We start from the raw sequence: 18,715 nt of genomic DNA, 5'->3' as shown, positions 1-18,715 counted from the left end.
CCGATCTCGGTGGATGCTGGCCGCTGCCCCTGCCGGTCACTGGAGTTCCCCGTGATTCCCCGCCTGATCTGGCGCGGTTGTGGCACGGGTGCTGAGTCACCCGATCAGGTGCCGAGTTGAGAGGCTCAGTGTGACGGCCTCCCGACAGACCGGCAGGCCGTCACAGAGTCCACCGGCCGAGGGCGCTGCCTACGGCGCGACCCACTCCGCCTGGAGCTGCGGAGCAACGACTTTGCCTCCAAACACGGCGAGCGACGAGGCGTTGCTTCCGGTGGTCTGGATGGCGCTGAGGGAGATCACGTCACCGGCATTCAGCTGAACAATCGTGGACACCTCCTGCGAAATTCCAGAACCATCGCTCGCGATGTCTGCGGTGTCCTGCTCGTCGAAGGCGAAGGGACTGCCGTTGACCTCGACGGCTAGGTCACGCCCCCGGAGTCGGAGTGAAGCTCCAGAGAAGTCTTCCCTTGAGGAGGTAGCGCCCGGCAGTGTTGACCACCAGAGTGTCGGACGCGTCATCGAACATCGTGTCCGTTGTCGTAGTCGGCGCCGTCGAAAGCGATCTGGATCTGCTACTGGCAGACTTGCCAAGTGAGATGGCCTCGAAGACCGGGGCGCGTGAGCGCCGTCCGACGAGCGTGGGTCGTTGACGGGACTGGTGAGGGCGAGCTGTATAGGGTCCTGGCAACCGTCCTTCTCGGCGAGGCCCGCCCGCCCGACCCGAATCAGACGGCCTTTCCCGGCAGGCCGTAAGCGCAGACTTGACCGATCGTCAGGAGTGCTGCCGTGCGACCCAAAGAGACATCATCTGCGCCCGGCGGCCTCGGTTGGAACCGTGAAACAGCGATGCTGGCGCTCCTGTCCTTCGCCATGCTGATCGTTTCGCTCGACCAGTACATCGTGGTCGTGGCACTCCCCGACATCGCACGCGACCTTGGCTATTCCGCGCAGACGCTCCAGTCGGTCATCAGCGCCTATGCAGTAGCCTCGGCCGGCTTCCTGCTGTTCGGCGGGCGTGCCGCCGACCTGCTCGGACGACGCCGCATCCTGGCCACCGGCCTCGCACTCTATGCCGTGGCATCGCTCGCGGGAGGATTCGCGACCGGCCCCGGAATGCTCCTCGCCGCCCGCGCATTCCAAGGACTCGGCGGAGCCCTCGTCTTCCCCACCACCCTGGCACTCATCAACACCACCTTCGTCGAAGGCCGCGCCCGCAACCGCGCATTGGGAATCTGGGGAGGGTCAGGCGCGGCAGGACTCGTCATCGGTGTGCTGCTCGGCGGTCTTCTGACGCAGGCGTTCGGCTGGGAAGCGGTCTTCCTCGTCAACGTCGCCCTGGCCGGCCCTGCGCTGCTGCTTGCCTTCGTATTGATCCCCCGGGACGGTGTACGCGAAAAAGGCCGCAAGTTCGACCTACCCGGTGCGCTCAGCGTCACCTTCGGTGTCACACTCATCGTGTTCGCCCTCGTGCAAGGCCCCGGATTGGGCTGGCTTTCGCCGGGCATCCTGGTCAGCGCAGCGGCGGGCCTACTCCTGCTCGGAGCTTTCGTCATCATCGAGCGGCGCAGCCACGACCCACTCATGCCACCCCGGCTGCTCTCCAACCCCAACCTGATCACCGGCGTCGTCATCGCGTTCATGTTCATGGCGACCTTCGGCTCCGTGCTCTACTTCCTGTCCATTTACTTCCAGGAGATTCTGGGCTACGACGCTTTGCAGACCGGCGCCGGCTTCCTCATCCCCACGGCAGTGGTGGTGGCCGGTTCGACAACCGCAGGCCAGTTCGTGACGCGGTTCGGTCTCAGGCGCACGTTGGCCGCGGCCCTCGCCGTCGGTGCGCTCGGTGCGGTCGCACTCGGCCTCGCGATCTCGCCGAACGGCACATACATCGAACTCATCCCCGGCCTCGTGGCGCTCAGCATCGGCGACGGGGTGGTCTTCACCACCATGTTCATCGCCGCCGCCACCGGAATCTCCGACCGGCAGCAAGGCATCGCCTCCGGCATCGCCTCCACCGGCTCAGGCGCGGGCGCAGCTGTCGGCCTCGCCCTCCTCGTCCTGGTAGCGACTGCCGGCCTCGATGGCCTCTCCGGTGAACAGCTTCGACTCGCCACCGCCGACGGGATCAGCACCACGCTCTTCGTCGTGGCAGGCGGAATCGTGCTGACCTTCCTCGTCGCCCTGAGCCGGTGCCCGACACCGCCCGAACCGGTACCCGCCCCCGTGCCGTACCAGACCCGTCGCTGCTGACAGCGTCCAGGACCTGCCTGGACGAGGAAAGCGGCTCGCAGCGACTCCGACGGTCGGAAGTGATGCGGGGCCTCTTTGAACAGGGGCCATCTGAGCGATCAGCGCGATGAACTGCGGATCAGCCGTGGCAAGTTGTCAACGTTGGTCGACCCTTATGGCCTTCGGACGGCCCAGGAACGGCCCAGCTTCAGCCACCGAGCGCCGACCGGGATGCAGGCGTGCCGAATACGCGGGTGGCCCACCGACGCTATGCCGCCTTCCTGGGCCAGCGTGTCCCGACCGGCTTGACGATGCGGTCACCGACAGCGAACAAGGCGTACACATCGTTTTTCACGTGCAAGGTGAACTGCCATGGATGTGGCCGCAGGAGCTCCGGTCACTCAGGTCGCGGCCCGGTATGGGGCCTTAAGGCAGTCGGTGCACTCCTGGACTCCGCAGGCCGACGGCGACAGGCGGTGCGCTGGGCAGGTGGTCAGATGCCGAACTCCTGCGGGGACAGGCCGAGCACAGAGCATGCCTCTCGCAGGACCTGCTCCTCAGCCGACGCGACGAATCCGTCCGCACCGGCGACGACGAAGCCAGTCTGCACGACCGCCCTGGCCTCCGTCGGCTTCTTCGCCGCCTTGGCGATTTCCTGCATGACCTCCGCCTTGCCCTGCTGGAAGTTCAACGCCAGCTGGTCGACGTGCTTGTTGAACCGCTGCCGCAACTGGTCGGAGGGGAAGTTCTGCAGGACGTCGTTGTTCAGGATCAGCGACTCCACATGCTGCCGCTCGGCGGGGTCGACATGCCCGTCGGCGGCCGCGACCAGGGCGCACATCGCCATGCTGGCGTCCCGGTAGGCGCCGCTCTTCAGCTCCGCCTTGAGGGAGGTGAGCTGGGACTTGAGCGTATTCACCAGCTGAGCCCGCGACCCGCCGGCGGACCCCGCACCCGGCCGCCCGTGTCCGCCAGAGCCCCGCGTCCCCTGCGACTGCTGCTGCAGATTCTTGGCCTGGTCCTTGATCCGATCCCACATCGCCACTCGTGCCACCTCGGCTTCTGCCCGTGTCGTTCCGGTCGTCCGCGCGCTTTGCGCCCGGCCTCGTGCCAACGCCTCCCGGCCCCCCGAAGTTCCGCGGACGGCCTGTCGGCGCGCCCGGTGCGCGAAGGACAGACGTCAGATCTGGATGTCAAAGACCCCCAGCCTTGATCGGCTGGGGGTCTTTTCGCTGGAGCCTCCTGTCGGGTTCGAACCGACGACCCCCGCTTTACAAGTTCGATCGGGCGGGCCTTGCAGAGCACTTGGCCGGGTGAGGCCCGATCGCTCACGGCCGCTCAACGCCGGGACTGTCTGGTGTCGTTGATGTCAGCCCTGGATGTCAGCTGCGACCGCTTGGCCTGATGGGGCGGCAGGCGCGAGCGACAAGACGTGCACGCACGACTTACCCGAGACGTTCCCCTGCCTCGGGAGCAGCCGTATCCTCCAGCCAATGACTGCGGAGGTACGAAATGGCGCTCAGCGAGCTCCTGTCGGCAGGAGGTCGGTGGAACGGCTTTGGCCGGTGTCCTGCCCGGTTTGGGGTCGAGCATGATCAGGGGGCCGTACGCTTGCGGCTACTCGGGCAGGCTTCACCCCTGCCCGCATGCCGCGTATTACTACGCCATCACGGCACCCTACGAAGGGTTAGCTACGACGCAGCTCGCGTAGACATTGAAAGTCACATCGCCGCCGCTGCTGTTGCGGATGCCGATGACCCATCGCTCGGGGGGGTCGGTGGGGCCGGGGCGGTCGTCTGTTACAAGGACGCCAGCGGGTGCGTCGGGAGCGACGAAGTTGTAGCCACCGGCGATGGCGATCTTACCGTCAGGACATACCGCGCTGAAGAGCTGGTTCGCGGTGGGGTCGTTGGGAGCCGTGACCTGTTCCTGTACTACCTCGAACCCGCTAACTCCCGCGGGACCGGTCGCCCCGGTCGGTCCCGTCGCGCCGGTTGTACCCGTCGCGCCGGTTGTACCCGTCGCGCCGGTCGGACCAGCGGGACCAGCGGGACCGGTGGCACCCGTCGCACCCGTCGCACCCGTCCCTCCCTTGCAACGGTCCCTGTCGCCGAGGATCGATACGCCCTCGCACTTGTCGTCTCCGCCGCCCGGGCCGCTCGACGCGCTTACGCGTTCGCCCATGCTCTGAGCCGCGGCCGCGACCGGACTGACCACCCCGGCCGCCAGGACCAGCGCGAGCGAGACGATCGTGCCGCTGGCCTTCCACTTGTCTCGACGGGGCACAGGTCCCAGCGGGGACCTTGTCCTCTTGTCAGGACCCATGCACTTACTCCTACTTCAGTCGATTTTGTCCGATTCCAGGGGTGAGCTTGACCCATGCGCAGCCGATCGATCGTCACGTTCGATAGGAACGCGCTGATTGTCAGCAGATCGGAGTATTCGACATATCTGGATGGGGTGCTTTCGTCCGCCGATACGTACCCCCGGGGGCGTGCGGTCAATTGGGCTGAGTGTCCAACTTCGTGAGGTCGGTGGAACGGCTTTGGCCGGTGTCCTGCCCGGTTTGGGGTCGTGCATGATCAGGGGGCCGTACGCTTGCCAGCTACTCGGGCAGGTTTCACCCCTGCCCGCAATGTGTCCGAGTGGCCCCCTGGTCTTGCTCGACGCGGGACCCGAATCGGGGAGTGTGGGTAAAGCCGTGGAGCCGACCGCCCACCCCCGGCCTGGTTCTTTTCGCCCCCTTGTGGGCGCGGGCGGGCGACGACGTGCGGCCCCGGTGGCGTAGACATGGAGGGGCAAGCGCGGCGGCGTCCGGCCGGCGCCGCCGCGCCTTGGCGCGGCACTCTCTGATCTCTGATCAGACTGCTACCGCAGTTCAGGAGGCCGGGAAAGCAGACGTTCGATGCGTCAAATGTGGTGTTCTCCCGAGCGTCCGCCTCTTCCCCCGGGCCTGGTGCGCTGGTGTCTTTGAAGCCTTCTGGGGGCCAGCCGGGCGCATGGCAGGCATGGGACAGGGCCGGTCCCGTGTGGCTGGGCAACGGATGGTGGCTGGGTCGGCAATGATCTGCGCTCGCCGAACGCCGGTCGGGCAGCGAGCGCAGCGAGCCTTGATCCAGTAGAGAAAGTTCTACCGCGCTGGGATCAGGCGCTTGCCGTCGTGACTTCGCACATGAGGGCCGTGCTCGTCCAAGGCGTCCAGGAGCCGTACCGCGTAGACCTCGGACATGCACTCCGCGACTTCTTCGGGCGTGAGCCAGGCAACTGCCGTCGACTCGTCGGAGGTTCGCTCGGTGCCCCCGGAGGGCTTGCAGCGGAAGACCAGGGCGACGATGCCGCGCGTCGTGTTCTTGTACACGCCCGAAAGCTCGTCCACCTCGACGTGGATGCCGGTCTCCTCCAGGACCTCGCGGCTGACGCCTGCTTCGGGTGACTCGGAGAGCTCCAGAACTCCGCCCGGCAACTCCCAAGTCCCGTTGTCCGCTCGGCGGATCGCCAGCAGTCGGCCGTCTTCGCGCACGACGGCCCCGGCCACGGACACGGAGTGCAGTGGCGTTGACTGACCTTCGCGGGCGCTGTTACTCATGTACAGGAGCATAGGAGAGTGAGAAGGACTATGGGAACCGCGGTAGGAGGTGGCACGAACGGACCTCGATACGTGCAGATCGCCGAGGAGATCGTCAAGCAGATCCGGGCTGGTGTCCTGAAGCCTGGTGACATGGTGCCGAGCGAGTCCGAGCTCGTCGAGCGCTACGGGGTCTCCGGCGGAACGATTCGCAAGGCCATGGTGGAGGTTCGGGCCAGTGGGCTCGTCGACACCCGCCACGGCAAGGGCTCGATCGTGAAGGATCGTCCGCCCGTGCGGCTGCGGTCGTCGGACCGGTTCCGGGCATCGCATCGGAGGGGCGGTAAGGCCGCGTATCTGGCCGAGTCCGCGCAGTCCGGTGCCACCGCCAAGGTGAGCGTCCTCTACATCGGACCGATGGAGGCCCCCGAGGACATCGCGGAACGGCTCGGCGTTGAGGCCGGCACCCAGGTGCTCGCGCGCAGACGGCTCTACTTCCGCAACGGCACACCCGTTGAGACGGCGACCTCGTACCTTCCGTGGGACGTGGTCAAGGACATCCCCGAACTGTTCGCCGAGAACCCCGGCCCCGGCGGCATCTACGCCCGGCTGGAGGGCGACGGCCATGTCTTCGCCGAGTTCGTCGAGACGCTGCAAGCGCGCCCGGCCGCGAAGGCGGAAGCCTCCGAACTCGCCCTGAGCCCCGGTGCTCCGGTCGTTCATCTCATCCGCGAGGCAGTGACCGAAGAGGGCCGCGTGGTCGAGGTCTGCGACACCCTCATGGCCGCTGACCAGTTCGTTTTCAGCTACCGCATTCCGGCAGCCGACTGACGCTCGCTCAACTCCCCACAGCCCGCCGCGACTTCTTCGTCTCGGCGGGTTGACTCATGTATAGGAGTCATGCACTCTTCTTCATGTCACTCATATACATGAGTGACGAAGTCCAGCACCTCTAGAGGAGTGATCTCTGTGCGTCTGATCCCTGTGGACATGACGGGTGTCACCGTCATGGTCGCCCAGCCCCCGCAGCCGAAGATGAAGGACAAGAAGAATGGTCTGATCGCCGTCGACACCGAGACGAGCAAGCCACTGATGACGGTGGACGTGCTCTTCGTCGGGAACGGCAACGCCGAGGTCGTCACGGTGACTGTGATCGAGGACGACATCTCCGGTGAGCTGGCCATGGGCACGCCGGTGGCATTGACTGGCCTGATCGCCCGGCCCTGGGAGAACGAGTTCAACGGTCAGAAGCGGCACGGGATTTCGTTCCGCGCGGCCGCTGTCACCTCCCTGGCTGGCTGACCGATGACCGGCGGACAGATCACCGCGTTCACCGGCCTCGCGCTGATAGTCGCCGGACTCCTGGTCCTGCGTCGGCTGCGGCCCGTCTGGTACTGGGTCGCCTTCGGTGCCCCGGCGAAGCTCGTCCGAATCGCGATCACGTACCGCTCGGTGATGGAGGCATGCGGCCTTACCGAGCCTCCGTCACGACTGCGGCTCGCCGTCGCGGCAGCCACCAAGCGGACACCGTCTCGCATGGTGCCGCGCCTCACCCGGACCCGCATCACCGCCAGCGGGCTGGTGCTGCGGATCAAGATGCAACCGGGCCAGGAGGTACACGACTTCGAGACGGCGACCGAGCGTCTGCGCCACTCCTGGCGCTCGTACGCCGTGCACGTCACCGCCCTCACACCGGGATGGCTTCAGGTCCGGGTGATCGGTTACGACGTGCTGCGCCGGGTCGTCATGCCTCGCACCGCAACGCCGAAGCTGCTGAGCGTCCCGGTAGCGCTCCGCTCCGACGGCGCCGTTCATACGCGGGACTTCCGGACCATCGCCCACGAGCTCGTGATGGGCGCGACGGAGTCGGGGAAGTCGGTCTATCTGCGTGGACTGCTGACGGGGCTCGCTGCGCAGCCAGTCGCGCTGGTCGGTATCGACTGCAAGTGGGGCGTGGAACTGGCCCCGTTCTCCCCGCGGTTGTCTGCCCTGGCCTGCACACCCGGCGAAGCCGCCGACCTGCTGGACGCATTGGTCACGGAGATGACCGAGCGATACGAGCTGATCAGGACCGTTCAACGGCTCGCGCCCAGCTCATCACTGGAATCGATCACCTCGGACATCTGGGGTCTGCCCGAGGACACGAGGCCGGTGCCGGTCGTGGTCTTCATCGACGAGGTCGCGGAGCTCTTCCTCACAGCAAGCGCCGCCGACGAGAAGCGCCGGGACCAGATGGTCACGCAGCTCGTACGGCTCGCCCAGCTCGGCCGCGCAGCTGGCATCTACCTGGAGGTGTGCGGACAGCGCTTCGGAGCCGAACTCGGCAAGGGAGCAACCGCGTTGCGTGCCCAGCTCACGGGTCGGATCTCGCACCGCGTGAACGACGAGACCACGGCAAAGATGGCGCTCGGGGACATCAGCCCCATGGCCGTCGTCGCCGCGACCACCATCGGGCCGGACCAACGTGGCGTGGCGGTGGCCGGTGACTCGTCCGGTGGCTGGTCTCTCGTCCGCAGTCCGTTCACAAGCCTGGCTGATGCCGTCGCAGCCTGCTCCGAGCACGCCGACCTGACGCCTTCCGTCCCGAGCCTCGACCCGTTCCGTCCCGCAGCACCTTCCAGGGTCTTCGCCCTGGTCCCGGACAAGGACTGACGCCATGAGGTCATCGCTGCGACTGGACGCCGTACTCGTACAAGCCGTGATCGCGGGTGCTCTGTCCTTCTCCCACCTTCACGACCTCGCCGAGGCTGCTGGGCAGACCGGTTGGAAGGCCTGGGCCTACCCGGTATCCGTGGATCTGCTGCTCGTCGCCGCATGGCGTCGGCTCCGAACCCTGCGGGACTCCGACGCTCCGAGGCGCGGCGCGTGGTCCTGGTTCGCGGTGGCGCTCGCTGCCTCACTCGGCGCGAACATCGCCACAGCCGGGCTGCTCGACCTCAGCGACGTACCGGACTGGCTCCGCATCCTCGTCGCCGGGTGGCCGGCCCTCGCCTTCCTCGGCGGCACACTCCTGGTGCACAGCCCCACTCTGGAGCACGCGGAACCTGAGCCGCTCGAATCCGTCGACGCCGGGCCCGAGGTCGTGCGGGAGCAGGTCGCCGAGCCTGCCCAGGCGCTGCCTGCTGCTCCGGCTGTGCCGCCCGCCCTGATCTCCCACGCGCGGAAGCTCGCCGACGCTCACCACTCGGCAACCGGCCGTGCCATCGACCCCGACACCCTGCGCGCTCGCCTCGGTGTCCCCGCCCCGATGGCCGAGGCCATCGCCGCCCAACTCGCCTGACGGAGGCCCCTGATGTCCAGTCCTATCGGCGCTTCGATCAGCTTTCACCTGACCGAGAAGCCGTTCGTCATGTGCCACGAATACGGCACTAAGCGCACTCCGATCCTCGCCGTGCAGGACAAGCACGCGGCGCTCACGCTCTACGCCCGCGACAACCTCGCCCCGGCCGAGCAGCTCAAGTTCGCGCGAGAGCTGCTCGCCGCCGCCACCGCGTACGCCGCCGCTGTCGAGATGTACGCCGCCCAACTCGCCTGAGAGGAGGTGTCCCGATGCCCCGTAACCGCTTCTGGGACGTCGACCGCATCGGCCCCGTCCAGATCGGCACCCACCACGACCGCCACGGCCGGGAAGCGCACGCCGCCGCCTGCACCGCACCTGGCTGCGACTGGTCGGCCGACTACCTGAGCCGCGCCGCCGCCGAACTCGCCGCTCGTACGCACCGCTGCAACCCGCGCTGACCGCCGAGGAGATCACCGCCATGAACGTTCCGCTCTGGCTCGCCCTGATCGCCGTCGGCTGGCTCGGCATCAAGCTCGTCCGCCCGCCCATCTGGCTCGTGGTCGTCCTGCTCCTGGGCGGCTACCTCCTCGCGGACAGCCTGCTCGCCCCGGTCATCGACCCGCTCGCCAAGTAGTGCGCCCTGGAAGGAGAACGGCCATGTTCAAGCCCAAGTACCCGACGCCCGACACGTACGTCCCGACCGCTCACACCCACGCTCCGGTCCCGGTCGAGCAGCCCGCCCCGCCGGCACCCGCGCCCGCCCGCTCCGGCCTGGTCGACCTGGTCCGCAGCAACCCCGCCGCCGCGGTGACGGTTGTCGTCGTCACCGGCGTGGTGCTCACCTCGATGGCCCTCGCGGTCGCCATCACCGGACTCGCTCTCTCCATCAGCGGCGTTGTCCTCCTGGTCCTCGTACGCATGCTCCGCCAGGAATTCCGCCGCTGACCGGCCTCCGGGCAATGCCACAAGCCGCCAAGCATCGCCGTTGCCCGGACGGCCCAAGCCCTTCCAACCGCAACGAAGGAGAACCGTGGACACGCAAGCGCTCGCCTTATCCGTGCCGTTGATCGGCTGGGCTACCCACTCCGCCTACCTTGCCCAGAGGCTGGCCACCGCTCGCCGCGACCCGCTCACCGGTCTCCGCACCCGCGCCGGGTGGACGGCCCGCGCCGAACGCATCATCCGTCGCCACCGAGACGCCGTCGTTCTGCTCCTGGACCTCGACGACTTCAAGAACCTCAATGACGCTCACGGCCACGCCGCCGGTGATGTGGCGCTCACCGCCACCGCGAAGCATCTGACTGCCTGGTGCGGCCGACAAGGCATCGCAGGCCGCCTCGGCGGAGACGAGTTCGCTGCCGTCATCAGCTCGGACGGCGGTCCCGACCTCGGCTCGCTCACCCGCGCCCTGCATCAGCCGCTCGCGTACGCCGGACGACGACTGCCGCTGTACGTCTCCGTGGGTTCCTGCTGCCTCGCCGACCTTCCGGTCCGCAGCCTGTCCGACGCGCTCGCCGCCGCCGACTCCGCGATGTACGCGACCAAGGGCAAGACCGGCCGTCGTGGCACCCGCACCCTCTCGCACTGAGCACTGACCGGCCTCCGGGCGGCGCACAAGCCGCCAAGCATCGCCGCCGCCCGGACGGTCCGGCCCCTTCCAACCGCAATCGAAAGGACCACCATCATGGCCCAGCACAGCCCTGCCCGGACGCGCATCTGCCCCGACTGCGACGGCTTCGCGGCCGTCAAGGTCACCCTCGGCGGCCGCGGCCGCCACGGACACCTCCGCACCATCACCGCCTACTGCCTGGCCTGCCACGGCACCGGCACCACGCCCGCTGTGCGCCGACTCAGCGCTGCGGGTTCGGAGGTGACGGTCTGATGGGGCTCTTCAGCGGCAAGGGCAATGGCCGCGATCGCGACATGGGCGAGGAGATCGAGAGGGCCAAGCGCGAGGGCAGTCACCTGGAGAGGGTGGCTTACGCCCACCAGCGGTACGACCAGCAGCGCCCCGCCCCGACCCAGGACAGCCGGTCCGCAGCATCGAGTGGGCCTCGCTGCGACTCGGCCAACGACCGTCAGCGGGGGCGTCGCTGGTGAACAAGCCTCCCGTGCCTCCGACCGCCGTCGCTGATGTGGCGGCGGTCGCGGGCACTGACCCTCTGACCTTCGTCGACATGCTGCGCGTCGCCAGCTCCTCCGACTTCGACCGCTGGCGCGACCAAGTCCGCCGCACCGGAGGCTGCGCCAACCCCATCCACCTGACCGGCTGGACCCTCACCAAGGACAAGGCCACCGGCGAGACGTTGCACCGCTACTCCACCGAGGACGAGCCTGATGGGCGGCTCCGCGTCGCCTGCGGTAACCGCCGTGCCTCCCGCTGCCCGGCCTGCGCCTGGATGTACGCCGCCGATACCTACCACTTGATCCGCGCCGGTCTCGCAGGTGATGAGGACAAGGAGGTACCGGCCACTGTCCGCGACCACCCGCGCGTATTCGTCACGCTCACGCCCCCGTCGTTCGGCCCCGTCCACAACCGCCCGGACTCCGGCCGCTGCCGCTGCGGCAGCACCCACGCGCCGGACGACGACTCCCTCGGTACGCCGCTTGACCCGGCGAGGTACGACTACGCCGCCGCCGTCCTCTTCAACAACCACGCGGGCCAGCTCTGGCAGCGCTTCACCAACCGGCTCCGCCGCGAGATCGCCGCCCGCGCCGGGCTCTCGCAACGCGAACTCAAGGAAGTCGCACGGGTCTCCTACGGCAAGGTCGCCGAGTTTCAGAAGCGCGGGGCGGTCCACTTCCATGCCGTCGTGCGCCTGGACGGACCGGACGGGCCCGAGGATCCACCGCCCTCCTGGGCCACAGTGCAGCTGCTGACCGACGCCATTCGCGCCGCCGTCGACCACGCGTATACGACCGTCACCGTCCCGGCCGTCGCCGACCAGCCCGCCCGCTCTCTGCGTTGGGGCGAGCAGCTCGACATCCGACCTATCCAGGCCTTCGGGTCCGGCACCGACATCACTGAGCAGAAGGTCGCCTCTTACGTCGCGAAATACGCCACCAAGGCGGCCGAGACGACCGGCACGGTGGACCGCCGCGTCGGCAACCGCGAGGTCCTGGTGCTTCTCGATGTACCCGAGCACCCGCGCCGCCTCATCGAAGCCTGCTTCGAACTCGACGCCCTGTACCCGGATCGGAGGCTGCGCGCCTGGGCCCACATGCTCGGCTTCCGCGGCCACTTCTCCTCCAAGTCCCGCCGCTACTCAACGACCCTCGGCGCCCTCCGCCAGGTCCGCGCCGACTACCGCGCCGCCCAGCAAAACGAGTCACTCGGCCTCGTCGATACCGAACCGGACTCCGTGCTCGTCCTCGCCTCCTGGCAGTACGCCGGTCAAGGCCACAGCCCCGGCGAATCCGTCCTCGCGGCCTCCATCGCGAGAGACCTCCAGCTCAACCGCGAAACCGCCCGCGAAGCCCTCCGCGACCAACTCGCCCTGGAAGGAGCCGCAGCATGACCACCGCCACCGACCAACTGTTGACCGTGCCCGAGGTCATGGCGCGGCTCAAGTTCGGACGCTCGAAGGTCTATGACCTGATCCGCTCGAAGCGTCTTGTCTCGATCACCGAAGGTCGCGCCCGGCGGATCCCCGAAATCTCCCTGCAGGACTACATCCGCGATCGGATCGAGGAGGCTGCCTGATGGCCTCGCAGCGCAAGCGCAACCCCAACGGTGCGGGCACGATCACTAAGCGCAAGGACGGCCGCTACCAGGCCGCGGTCTACGTCCTCCAGCCGGACGGCACTCGCGCCCGCAAGTTCGCCTACGGCAAGACCTGGGCGGAGTGCGACGCCAAGCGCCGCGACCTACTCGACAAGGTGGCGAGCGGGACCCCGGTGCCCACTCGGTCGGCCAAGCTCTCGGAGTGGCTGTCGTACTGGCTGGACGACGTGGTCAAGCCACGGCGCAAGCTCAGCACGTACGACAAGTACGAGGCACACGTGCGTCTCTACCTCACCCCGATGCTCGGTACGAAGCGGCTGGAGTCTCTGAGCGCCCCGGACGTTCGGCACTTCCTCCTCCGGCTCGAGAAGCGGACGACCGCGGCGACCGCCAAGGAATCTCACCGCGTGCTGCGTACAGCCCTCTCCGGAGCCTGCCGCGAGGAGCTCATCACCCGGAACGTGGCCAAGCTCGTAGAGCCCCCACGGGCCGCTGCACGGGAGCTGAGCCCCTGGTCCCTCGATGAGACCCTGGACTTCCTCGCAGCGGCTCGCAGGGACCCGCTGTACGCCGCGTTCGTGCTCGCGATCGCCATGGGCCTCCGTCGTGGGGAGATCGTCGGTCTGCGCTGGCAGGACATCGACCTAGAGAACCGCGTGCTCCTGGTGCGGCAGCAAGTACAGCGCCGCCGAGGTGTCCTCTACAACGACGAGACCAAGGGGCGTCGTGCCCGCGCCGTGCCGCTGCCCGCGATGTGCATCGCTCCCCTGCGCTGGCACCGGATGCGGCAGCGCACGGTGTACGAGGGTGCCGGGATCGACTGGACCGGCAAGGGCTACGTCTTCACGACGCGGACCGGCCGGCCGATCGAGCCGCGGAACCTGCATCGGTCCTTCGTCCGCGTCAGCGAAGCGGCCGGCCTCCGGCTCGTCCGGCTGCACGATGCCCGGCACGGGTGCGCGACCCTGCTGACCGCCGCTGGCGTCGCGCCCCGTGTGGTGATGGAGATCCTTGGGCACAGTCAGATCAGTCTCACGATGGACGTCTACACGCATGTGGTGCAAGACACACAGCGCGAGGCCATCAGTCACATGGACCGACTGCTCAAGCGTCGTCCGCGCCTTGAGTGATCAGGGCCGTTGATGTCACATTTGGATGTCAAAGACCCCCAGCCTTGATCGGCTGGGGGTCTTTTCGCTGGAGCCTCCTGTCGGGTTCGAACCGACGACCCCCGCTTTACAAGAGCGGTGCTCTGGCCAGCTGAGCTAAGGAGGCAGCCGTAGCAGTGTAACCAACCCCCGCACCGCCCCGGTCGAAAATTCCATCGCCCCTCACCTACTGACAGACCGGGCACCGCCAGGTAGCGTCACGGCAGGTCCACACAGGTGGACTACACCACTCCCTTACTCGGATCGTCCGGCACGTTCCTGCCGGTGAAGGAGAACATCACCATGGCCACTGTCACGTTCGACAAGGCAACCCGGATCTACCCGGGCACCGAGAAGCCCGCCGTCGACCAGCTCGAGATCGAGACCCAGGACGGCGAATTCCTCGTCCTCGTCGGCCCCTCCGGCTGCGGCAAGTCGACCTCCCTGCGCATGCTCGCCGGTCTCGAGGACGTCAACGCCGGTTCCATCCGCATCGGTGACCGCGACGTCACGCACCTGCCGCCCAAGGACCGGGACATCGCCATGGTGTTCCAGAACTACGCGCTCTACCCCCACATGTCCGTCGCCGACAACATGGGCTTCGCGCTCAAGATCGCCGGCGTCAACAAGAGCGAGATCCGCAAGAAGGTCGAAGAGGCCGCGAAGATCCTCGACCTCAGCGAGTACCTCGACCGCAAGCCCAAGGCGCTCTCCGGCGGTCAGCGCCAGCGTGTCGCCATGGGCCGGGCCATCGTCCGTGAGCCGCAGGTCTTCCTGATGGACGAGCCGCTGTCGAACCTCGACGCCAAGCTCCGCGTCTCCACCCGTACGCAGATCGCGAGCCTGCAGCGCCGTCTCGGCATCACCACGGTGTACGTCACCCACGACCAGGTCGAGGCCATGACCATGGGCGACCGGGTGGCCGTCCTCAAGGACGGTCTGCTCCAGCAGGTCGACTCGCCGCGCAACATGTACGACCGCCCGGCCAACCTCTTCGTCGCCGGCTTCATCGGCTCCCCGGCCATGAACCTCGTAGAGGTCCCGATCACCGACGGCGGCGTGAAGTTCGGCAACAGCGTCGTCCCGGTCTCCCGCGACGCCCTGACCGCCGCCGCCGACAGGGGCGACACCACCGTCACGGTCGGCGTCCGCCCCGAGCACTTCGACGTGGTCGAGCACAACGGCTCCGCCGCCAAGTCCCTCACCAAGGACAGCGAGGACGCCCCGGCCGGCCTCGCCGTCTCGGTGAACGTCGTCGAGGAGCTCGGCGCCGACGGCTATGTGTACGGCTCCGCCCAGGTCGGCGGCCAGCACAAGGACCTCGTCGTCCGCGTCGGCGGGCGCTCGGTCCCGGACAAGGGTGCCGAGCTGCACGTCGTCCCGCGCCCGGGCGAGATCCACGTCTTCGCGACCTCGACTGGCGAGCGCCTCAGCGACTGACCCGGCTCACCCCACCCCGATTCCGCGAAACGGCCCCGCACTTCACTGCGGGGCCGTTTCCCGTATGTCGACAAATACCCCGGCACATCGGTCATTTCCTGGTCATTTCGACCCCGTACGTCAACACCTGATTCGAAAAGCATCATCGAACCATCCCCCGGCCGAGTGACTAAATGTCGCCAAATCATTACTGACCGCTACGCTCGCTCGCGTGACCCACACAGCCCGCCGAATCGGCCGCACTCTCGCTCTTGTTCTGCCCGTCGTCCTGGTGCTCTCCGGAACCCTCGCGGTCACCAGCGTCCCGTGGGCAGGCCGGAGCACCGAGTCGCAGATGCTCACCGCCTCATCGGAGAACGTCTCCGTACGCGCCAAGTCCCGCGCCCCGCAGGACGTTCTGCGCGACCAGCTCCTCACCGAACTCCAGGAGAAGGACGCGGGCACCGCCCTCACCCACCTCCAGCGCGCGGTCGAGGAGCGCCCCTCGCTCGCCAGGCACTGCATGGCGCTCGCCCGCGCGCTCGGCCGCGCCGCCGTCGACCGGTACGGCCCCACCCGCGCCCAGACCTTCTCCCGCCCCGTCTGCGACACCTCCTTCGCCTCCGGCGTCTCCCAGCAGACCCAGGGCAGCTGACCAGGCAGATGACCGGGCCGCCGACCGGGGACTGCCCGGCGGATCCCGGCCCGCGCCGCATATCGTTCACGGCATGCATACGCCTACGTATCCGACGCAGGCCGTGGTCCTGGCGGGCGGCCAGGGCTCGCGGCTGCGCCCGTACACCGACGACCGCCCCAAGCCGATGGTCGAGATCCCGGGGACCGGGACCCCGATCATCGGCCATCAGCTTGCCTGGCTGGCCGCCGAGGGCGTGACCGACGCCGTCGTCTCCTGCGGCCATCTCGCCGAAGTCCTCCAGCAGTGGCTGGAGACCGCCGACCTGCCGTTGCGGGTCACCACCGTCGTCGAGACGGAGCCGCTCGGCCGCGGCGGCGGCCTCAAGTACGCCGCCGCCAGCCTCCCGCACCCGGACCAGCCCTGGTACGCCACCAACGGCGACATCTGGACCCGCTTCTCGCTGCGCGACATGGCCGCTTTCCACGCCGAGCGGGACGCCATAGCAACTCTGGCCCTGGCCCGCCCCAGGATCCCCTGGGGAGCCGTCGAGACGGACGCCTTCGGCCACATCACGGACTTCATCGAGTCCCCGCCGTCGCCGTATCTCATCAACGCGGGTGTGTACGTCTTCTCCTCGGCCTTCACCGCGCTGCTGCCCGACCTGGGCGACCATGAGCGCACCACCTTCCCCCGTCTCGCCCGCGAGCGCCGGCTGGCTGGCTTCCCGCTGCCGAACGGCGCGTACTGGCGGGCGATCGACACCGCCAAGGACCTCACCGAGGCCGCCAAGGAGCTTGCCGCGCAAGCACGTTGACGGCTCCCCGGCTCCCCCGGCCCGGGCCCTCCCGGCTCTCCCGGCTCACAGGGATCCACGCCGAAGAGGCGGCCACCGCACACCGCGGAGGCCGCCCCTTCTGGCTGCGTACTCAGCCTCAGCCGAGCAGGCCGCCGATCACCCGGCCGCCGCCCGACCCGCCGTTGTCGCCTCCGCCGGAACCGCCCTCGCTGCCACCCGAGCCGCCGCCCGAGCCGCCACCGCTGCCCGTGCCGCCGCTGGACGAGGGCCCGGAGCTGCTGGACGGCGGCTGGACCGGCTGCGACTGTCCGGGCGGCTGCTGGCCCGTGCCCTGCGTATGGCTGGGCTGTCCGCCGATCTGGCCGGTCTCGCGGACCGTGTCCTCGGAGGGCGTGGGCTCCTCGTCCTTCGGGCTGTCGGAACGGGTCGCGGACGGCGACGGACTGCCGTCGTCGCCGCTGGTGCCCGAGGAGCTGCGTTCGCCGCTGGGCTCCTGCGGCAGCGGGGACCCGGGAAGATGGTTGGTCGGGTCCTGGTTCGGCCCCGGGACCGTCACCATGTCCGTCGAGCGCACCGCCCCGCCGAGCATCGAGCCGATCAGCAGCGTGAGGCCGACCACGACGGCGGCGACGACGCTGCCGCGCCGCAGTACGCGCCGCCGCAGGTCCCACAGCTCCGAACGCGGCCCGAGCTTGCGCCAGGCCTCGCCCGCGAGCCGCCCGTCGATCGAGTAGACCGGGGCGCCCGCGATGATCAGCGGGGACCAGGCGGCGAGATAGATGATGTCGGGCGCGTCGTACGCCGGCACGGTCTTCCAGCTCACCGTGAGGATCAGCGCCGCCGACAGCAGCGCGCCGATGACCGCGGCCACCCGCTGCCAGAGCCCGAGGACCGTGAGCACGCCGACGACGACCTGGAGGAAGGCGACGGTGAGGCCGGCGCCCACCGGGTGGGACAGCGCGAAGTCACGCAGCGGCTCGGCGAGCGCCCACGGGTGCAGGGAGTTCAGCCACTTCACCATCGAGCCGCGCTCGCCGCCGTCGAAGTAGACGGGGTCGCAGAGCTTGCCCATCCCGGCGTAGATGGAGATGAAGCCGAGGAACACCCGCAGCGGCAGCACCACCACTCCGAGGTTCATCCGCCGCCCGGGGTAGTACGCGTGGCGGACGCCCCCCGCGTCAGCCGCTGATGTTCCCGTGGCGCCGCGCCGATGCGAGTGCGGCGGCCCGTTACCGGTCCGCTCGAAGCTGCCGGTCCGTTCGAAGCTGCCGGGACGTTCGAAGCTGCCGGGCCGTTCCGAGCTGCCAGTCCGCTCGAAGCTGCCCGTCCGCTCCAGGCTGCTGGGCCGCTCCAAGCTGTCCGTCCGCTCGAAGCAGTCGGTCCGCTGGAAGCTGCTGGTCCGCTCGAACTCCTCATCCTCGTACGGCTCCTGGCCGTAGGAGTGGTACGAGTCGTACGCGCCGACCGCCTTCCGCATCGGCGGCAGCAGCGGCCTGTCCCGGTCGCGGGGAGAGCCTGGCGAGTCGTACGCACCGACGGTGGGCGTCTGCGCGGTGTCGCCGGCCAGGTCGATCCGCGGGATGACCTGCGTGGCGCCGGTGTCGAAGGGGTCGTGCTCCGCGGTGGAGTTGCGCACGGCCTGCAGCAGGCCGGTCGCCCCGACGTCACCGGGCGCCGACTTGCCGCTCCATACAACGGGCGCCCGCCGCCGCATGCCCGTCCCGGCTCCGCCGAGGACAGGGATGCGCGCGGTGTCCGCCAGGGCACGTGCGGGGCGCGGTCTCTGGGCGAGCTGCACCCGGAAGCTGGCGTGGTTCACGATGACCTGCGCGGGATCGCAGTCCACCTTGACCATGCTCAGCGCAGGCTGATCATCAAACCCGGGCCGGGGCGTTCTGGTGTCCACACTCATCTAAC

23 protein-coding genes and 1 tRNA gene are annotated in these 18,715 nt (G+C 68.6%); 18 read left to right on the top strand and 6 right to left on the bottom strand.

The genetic code is table 11. The features are described 5' to 3' along the window. Positions 1–189: 189 nt before the first annotated feature. Positions 190–333 (bottom strand): hypothetical protein, encoded by a 144-nt coding sequence (locus QFZ67_RS21200; RefSeq protein ID WP_307662647.1) that lies wholly within the window; start codon positions 331–333, stop codon positions 190–192. A 513-nt stretch (positions 334–846) separates the two neighbouring features. Here QFZ67_RS21200 and QFZ67_RS21195 point away from each other — a divergent pair. Continuing rightward, on the top strand, positions 847–2,250 hold the full coding sequence (locus QFZ67_RS21195) for an MFS transporter (RefSeq protein WP_307662646.1): 1,404 nt from the start codon (positions 847–849) through the stop codon (positions 2,248–2,250). A gap of 472 nt (positions 2,251–2,722) precedes the next feature. On the opposite strand, the gene QFZ67_RS21190 is transcribed toward QFZ67_RS21195, so the two are convergent. The 3 genes from QFZ67_RS21190 to QFZ67_RS21180 form a co-directional block, all read right to left on the bottom strand. Then, entirely contained in the window at positions 2,723–3,274 is a 552-nt protein-coding gene (locus tag QFZ67_RS21190) for a tellurite resistance TerB family protein (RefSeq protein ID WP_307662645.1), read from the bottom strand. 632 nt (positions 3,275–3,906) lie between these two features. Next, a complete protein-coding gene (locus QFZ67_RS21185) occupies positions 3,907–4,515 on the bottom strand; it encodes a hypothetical protein (protein ID WP_307662644.1) in 609 nt (202 codons plus the stop codon). Between the two features lie 844 nt (positions 4,516–5,359). Next, positions 5,360–5,827 (bottom strand): NUDIX hydrolase, encoded by a 468-nt coding sequence (locus QFZ67_RS21180; protein WP_307662643.1) that lies wholly within the window; start codon positions 5,825–5,827, stop codon positions 5,360–5,362. A gap of 18 nt (positions 5,828–5,845) precedes the next feature. On the opposite strand from QFZ67_RS21180, the gene QFZ67_RS21175 reads away from it, so the two are divergent. The 14 genes from QFZ67_RS21175 to QFZ67_RS21110 all read left to right on the top strand — a co-directional run bounded on the left by QFZ67_RS21175 (position 5,846) and on the right by QFZ67_RS21110 (position 13,928). After that, entirely contained in the window at positions 5,846–6,625 is a 780-nt protein-coding gene (locus QFZ67_RS21175; RefSeq protein WP_307662642.1) for a GntR family transcriptional regulator, read from the top strand. A gap of 138 nt (positions 6,626–6,763) precedes the next feature. Beyond that, positions 6,764–7,096, top strand: a complete 333-nt coding sequence (locus QFZ67_RS21170) for a hypothetical protein (protein WP_307662641.1) — start codon at positions 6,764–6,766, stop codon at positions 7,094–7,096. 3 nt (positions 7,097–7,099) lie between these two features. After that, on the top strand, positions 7,100–8,446 hold the full coding sequence (locus tag QFZ67_RS21165; RefSeq protein ID WP_307662640.1) for an FtsK/SpoIIIE domain-containing protein: 1,347 nt from the start codon (positions 7,100–7,102) through the stop codon (positions 8,444–8,446). Between the two features lie 4 nt (positions 8,447–8,450). After that, positions 8,451–9,074, top strand: coding sequence for a DUF2637 domain-containing protein (locus tag QFZ67_RS21160; protein ID WP_307662639.1), 624 nt, complete (start codon positions 8,451–8,453; stop codon positions 9,072–9,074). 12 nt (positions 9,075–9,086) lie between these two features. Then, positions 9,087–9,329, top strand: a complete 243-nt coding sequence (locus QFZ67_RS21155) for a hypothetical protein (protein WP_307662638.1) — start codon at positions 9,087–9,089, stop codon at positions 9,327–9,329. 14 nt (positions 9,330–9,343) lie between these two features. Beyond that, positions 9,344–9,532: a mobile element transfer protein gene (locus QFZ67_RS21150; protein WP_307662637.1), complete on the top strand. Its 189-nt coding sequence runs from the start codon at positions 9,344–9,346 to the stop codon at positions 9,530–9,532. Between the two features lie 20 nt (positions 9,533–9,552). After that, complete coding sequence (locus QFZ67_RS21145) at positions 9,553–9,708, top strand: hypothetical protein (protein WP_307662636.1); 156 nt, start codon at positions 9,553–9,555, stop codon at positions 9,706–9,708. 23 nt (positions 9,709–9,731) lie between these two features. After that, positions 9,732–10,019: a SpdD protein gene (locus QFZ67_RS21140; RefSeq protein WP_307662635.1), complete on the top strand. Its 288-nt coding sequence runs from the start codon at positions 9,732–9,734 to the stop codon at positions 10,017–10,019. 85 nt (positions 10,020–10,104) lie between these two features. Next, entirely contained in the window at positions 10,105–10,662 is a 558-nt protein-coding gene (locus QFZ67_RS21135; RefSeq protein ID WP_307662634.1) for a GGDEF domain-containing protein, read from the top strand. Positions 10,663–10,758: 96 nt separating this feature from the next. Then, the gene (locus QFZ67_RS21130; protein WP_307662633.1) at positions 10,759–10,956 is read left to right on the top strand and encodes a hypothetical protein; all 198 of its coding nucleotides are present in this window, start codon (positions 10,759–10,761) and stop codon (positions 10,954–10,956) included. Further along, positions 10,956–11,174 (top strand): hypothetical protein, encoded by a 219-nt coding sequence (locus tag QFZ67_RS21125; protein ID WP_307662632.1) that lies wholly within the window; start codon positions 10,956–10,958, stop codon positions 11,172–11,174. The genes QFZ67_RS21130 and QFZ67_RS21125 overlap by 1 nt, the downstream gene beginning before the upstream one ends. Beyond that, a complete protein-coding gene (repSA, locus tag QFZ67_RS21120) occupies positions 11,171–12,592 on the top strand; it encodes a replication initiator protein RepSA (protein WP_307662631.1) in 1,422 nt (473 codons plus the stop codon). The genes QFZ67_RS21125 and repSA overlap by 4 nt, the downstream gene beginning before the upstream one ends. Further along, positions 12,589–12,777, top strand: coding sequence for an AlpA family transcriptional regulator (locus tag QFZ67_RS21115; protein ID WP_307662630.1), 189 nt, complete (start codon positions 12,589–12,591; stop codon positions 12,775–12,777). Before repSA ends, QFZ67_RS21115 begins: the two co-directional genes overlap by 4 nt. Further along, on the top strand, positions 12,777–13,928 hold the full coding sequence (locus QFZ67_RS21110) for a site-specific integrase (protein ID WP_307662629.1): 1,152 nt from the start codon (positions 12,777–12,779) through the stop codon (positions 13,926–13,928). Before QFZ67_RS21115 ends, QFZ67_RS21110 begins: the two co-directional genes overlap by 1 nt. 68 nt (positions 13,929–13,996) lie before the next feature. Here QFZ67_RS21110 and QFZ67_RS21105 read toward each other — a convergent pair. Continuing rightward, positions 13,997–14,073 (bottom strand) — tRNA-Thr (locus QFZ67_RS21105). 176 nt (positions 14,074–14,249) lie between these two features. On the opposite strand from QFZ67_RS21105, the gene QFZ67_RS21100 reads away from it, so the two are divergent. The 3 genes from QFZ67_RS21100 to QFZ67_RS21090 all read left to right on the top strand — a co-directional run bounded on the left by QFZ67_RS21100 (position 14,250) and on the right by QFZ67_RS21090 (position 16,816). Then, positions 14,250–15,386, top strand: a complete 1,137-nt coding sequence (locus tag QFZ67_RS21100) for an ABC transporter ATP-binding protein (RefSeq protein ID WP_307662628.1) — start codon at positions 14,250–14,252, stop codon at positions 15,384–15,386. A 211-nt stretch (positions 15,387–15,597) separates the two neighbouring features. After that, positions 15,598–16,020, top strand: a complete 423-nt coding sequence (locus QFZ67_RS21095; RefSeq protein WP_307662627.1) for a hypothetical protein — start codon at positions 15,598–15,600, stop codon at positions 16,018–16,020. 73 nt (positions 16,021–16,093) lie between these two features. Further along, a complete protein-coding gene (locus QFZ67_RS21090; RefSeq protein WP_307662626.1) occupies positions 16,094–16,816 on the top strand; it encodes a nucleotidyltransferase family protein in 723 nt (240 codons plus the stop codon). A 118-nt stretch (positions 16,817–16,934) separates the two neighbouring features. Here QFZ67_RS21090 and QFZ67_RS21085 read toward each other — a convergent pair whose 3' ends face one another. Beyond that, positions 16,935–18,710 (bottom strand): DoxX family protein, encoded by a 1,776-nt coding sequence (locus QFZ67_RS21085; RefSeq protein WP_307662625.1) that lies wholly within the window; start codon positions 18,708–18,710, stop codon positions 16,935–16,937. Positions 18,711–18,715: the final 5 nt, after the last annotated feature.

Source organism: Streptomyces sp. V1I1 (assembly GCF_030817355.1).
Taxonomy (GTDB): Bacteria; Actinomycetota; Actinomycetes; order Streptomycetales; family Streptomycetaceae; genus Streptomyces.
The sequence above is the reverse complement of the archived record's forward strand: the minus strand, read 5'-3'. Positions and strand labels throughout refer to the sequence as shown.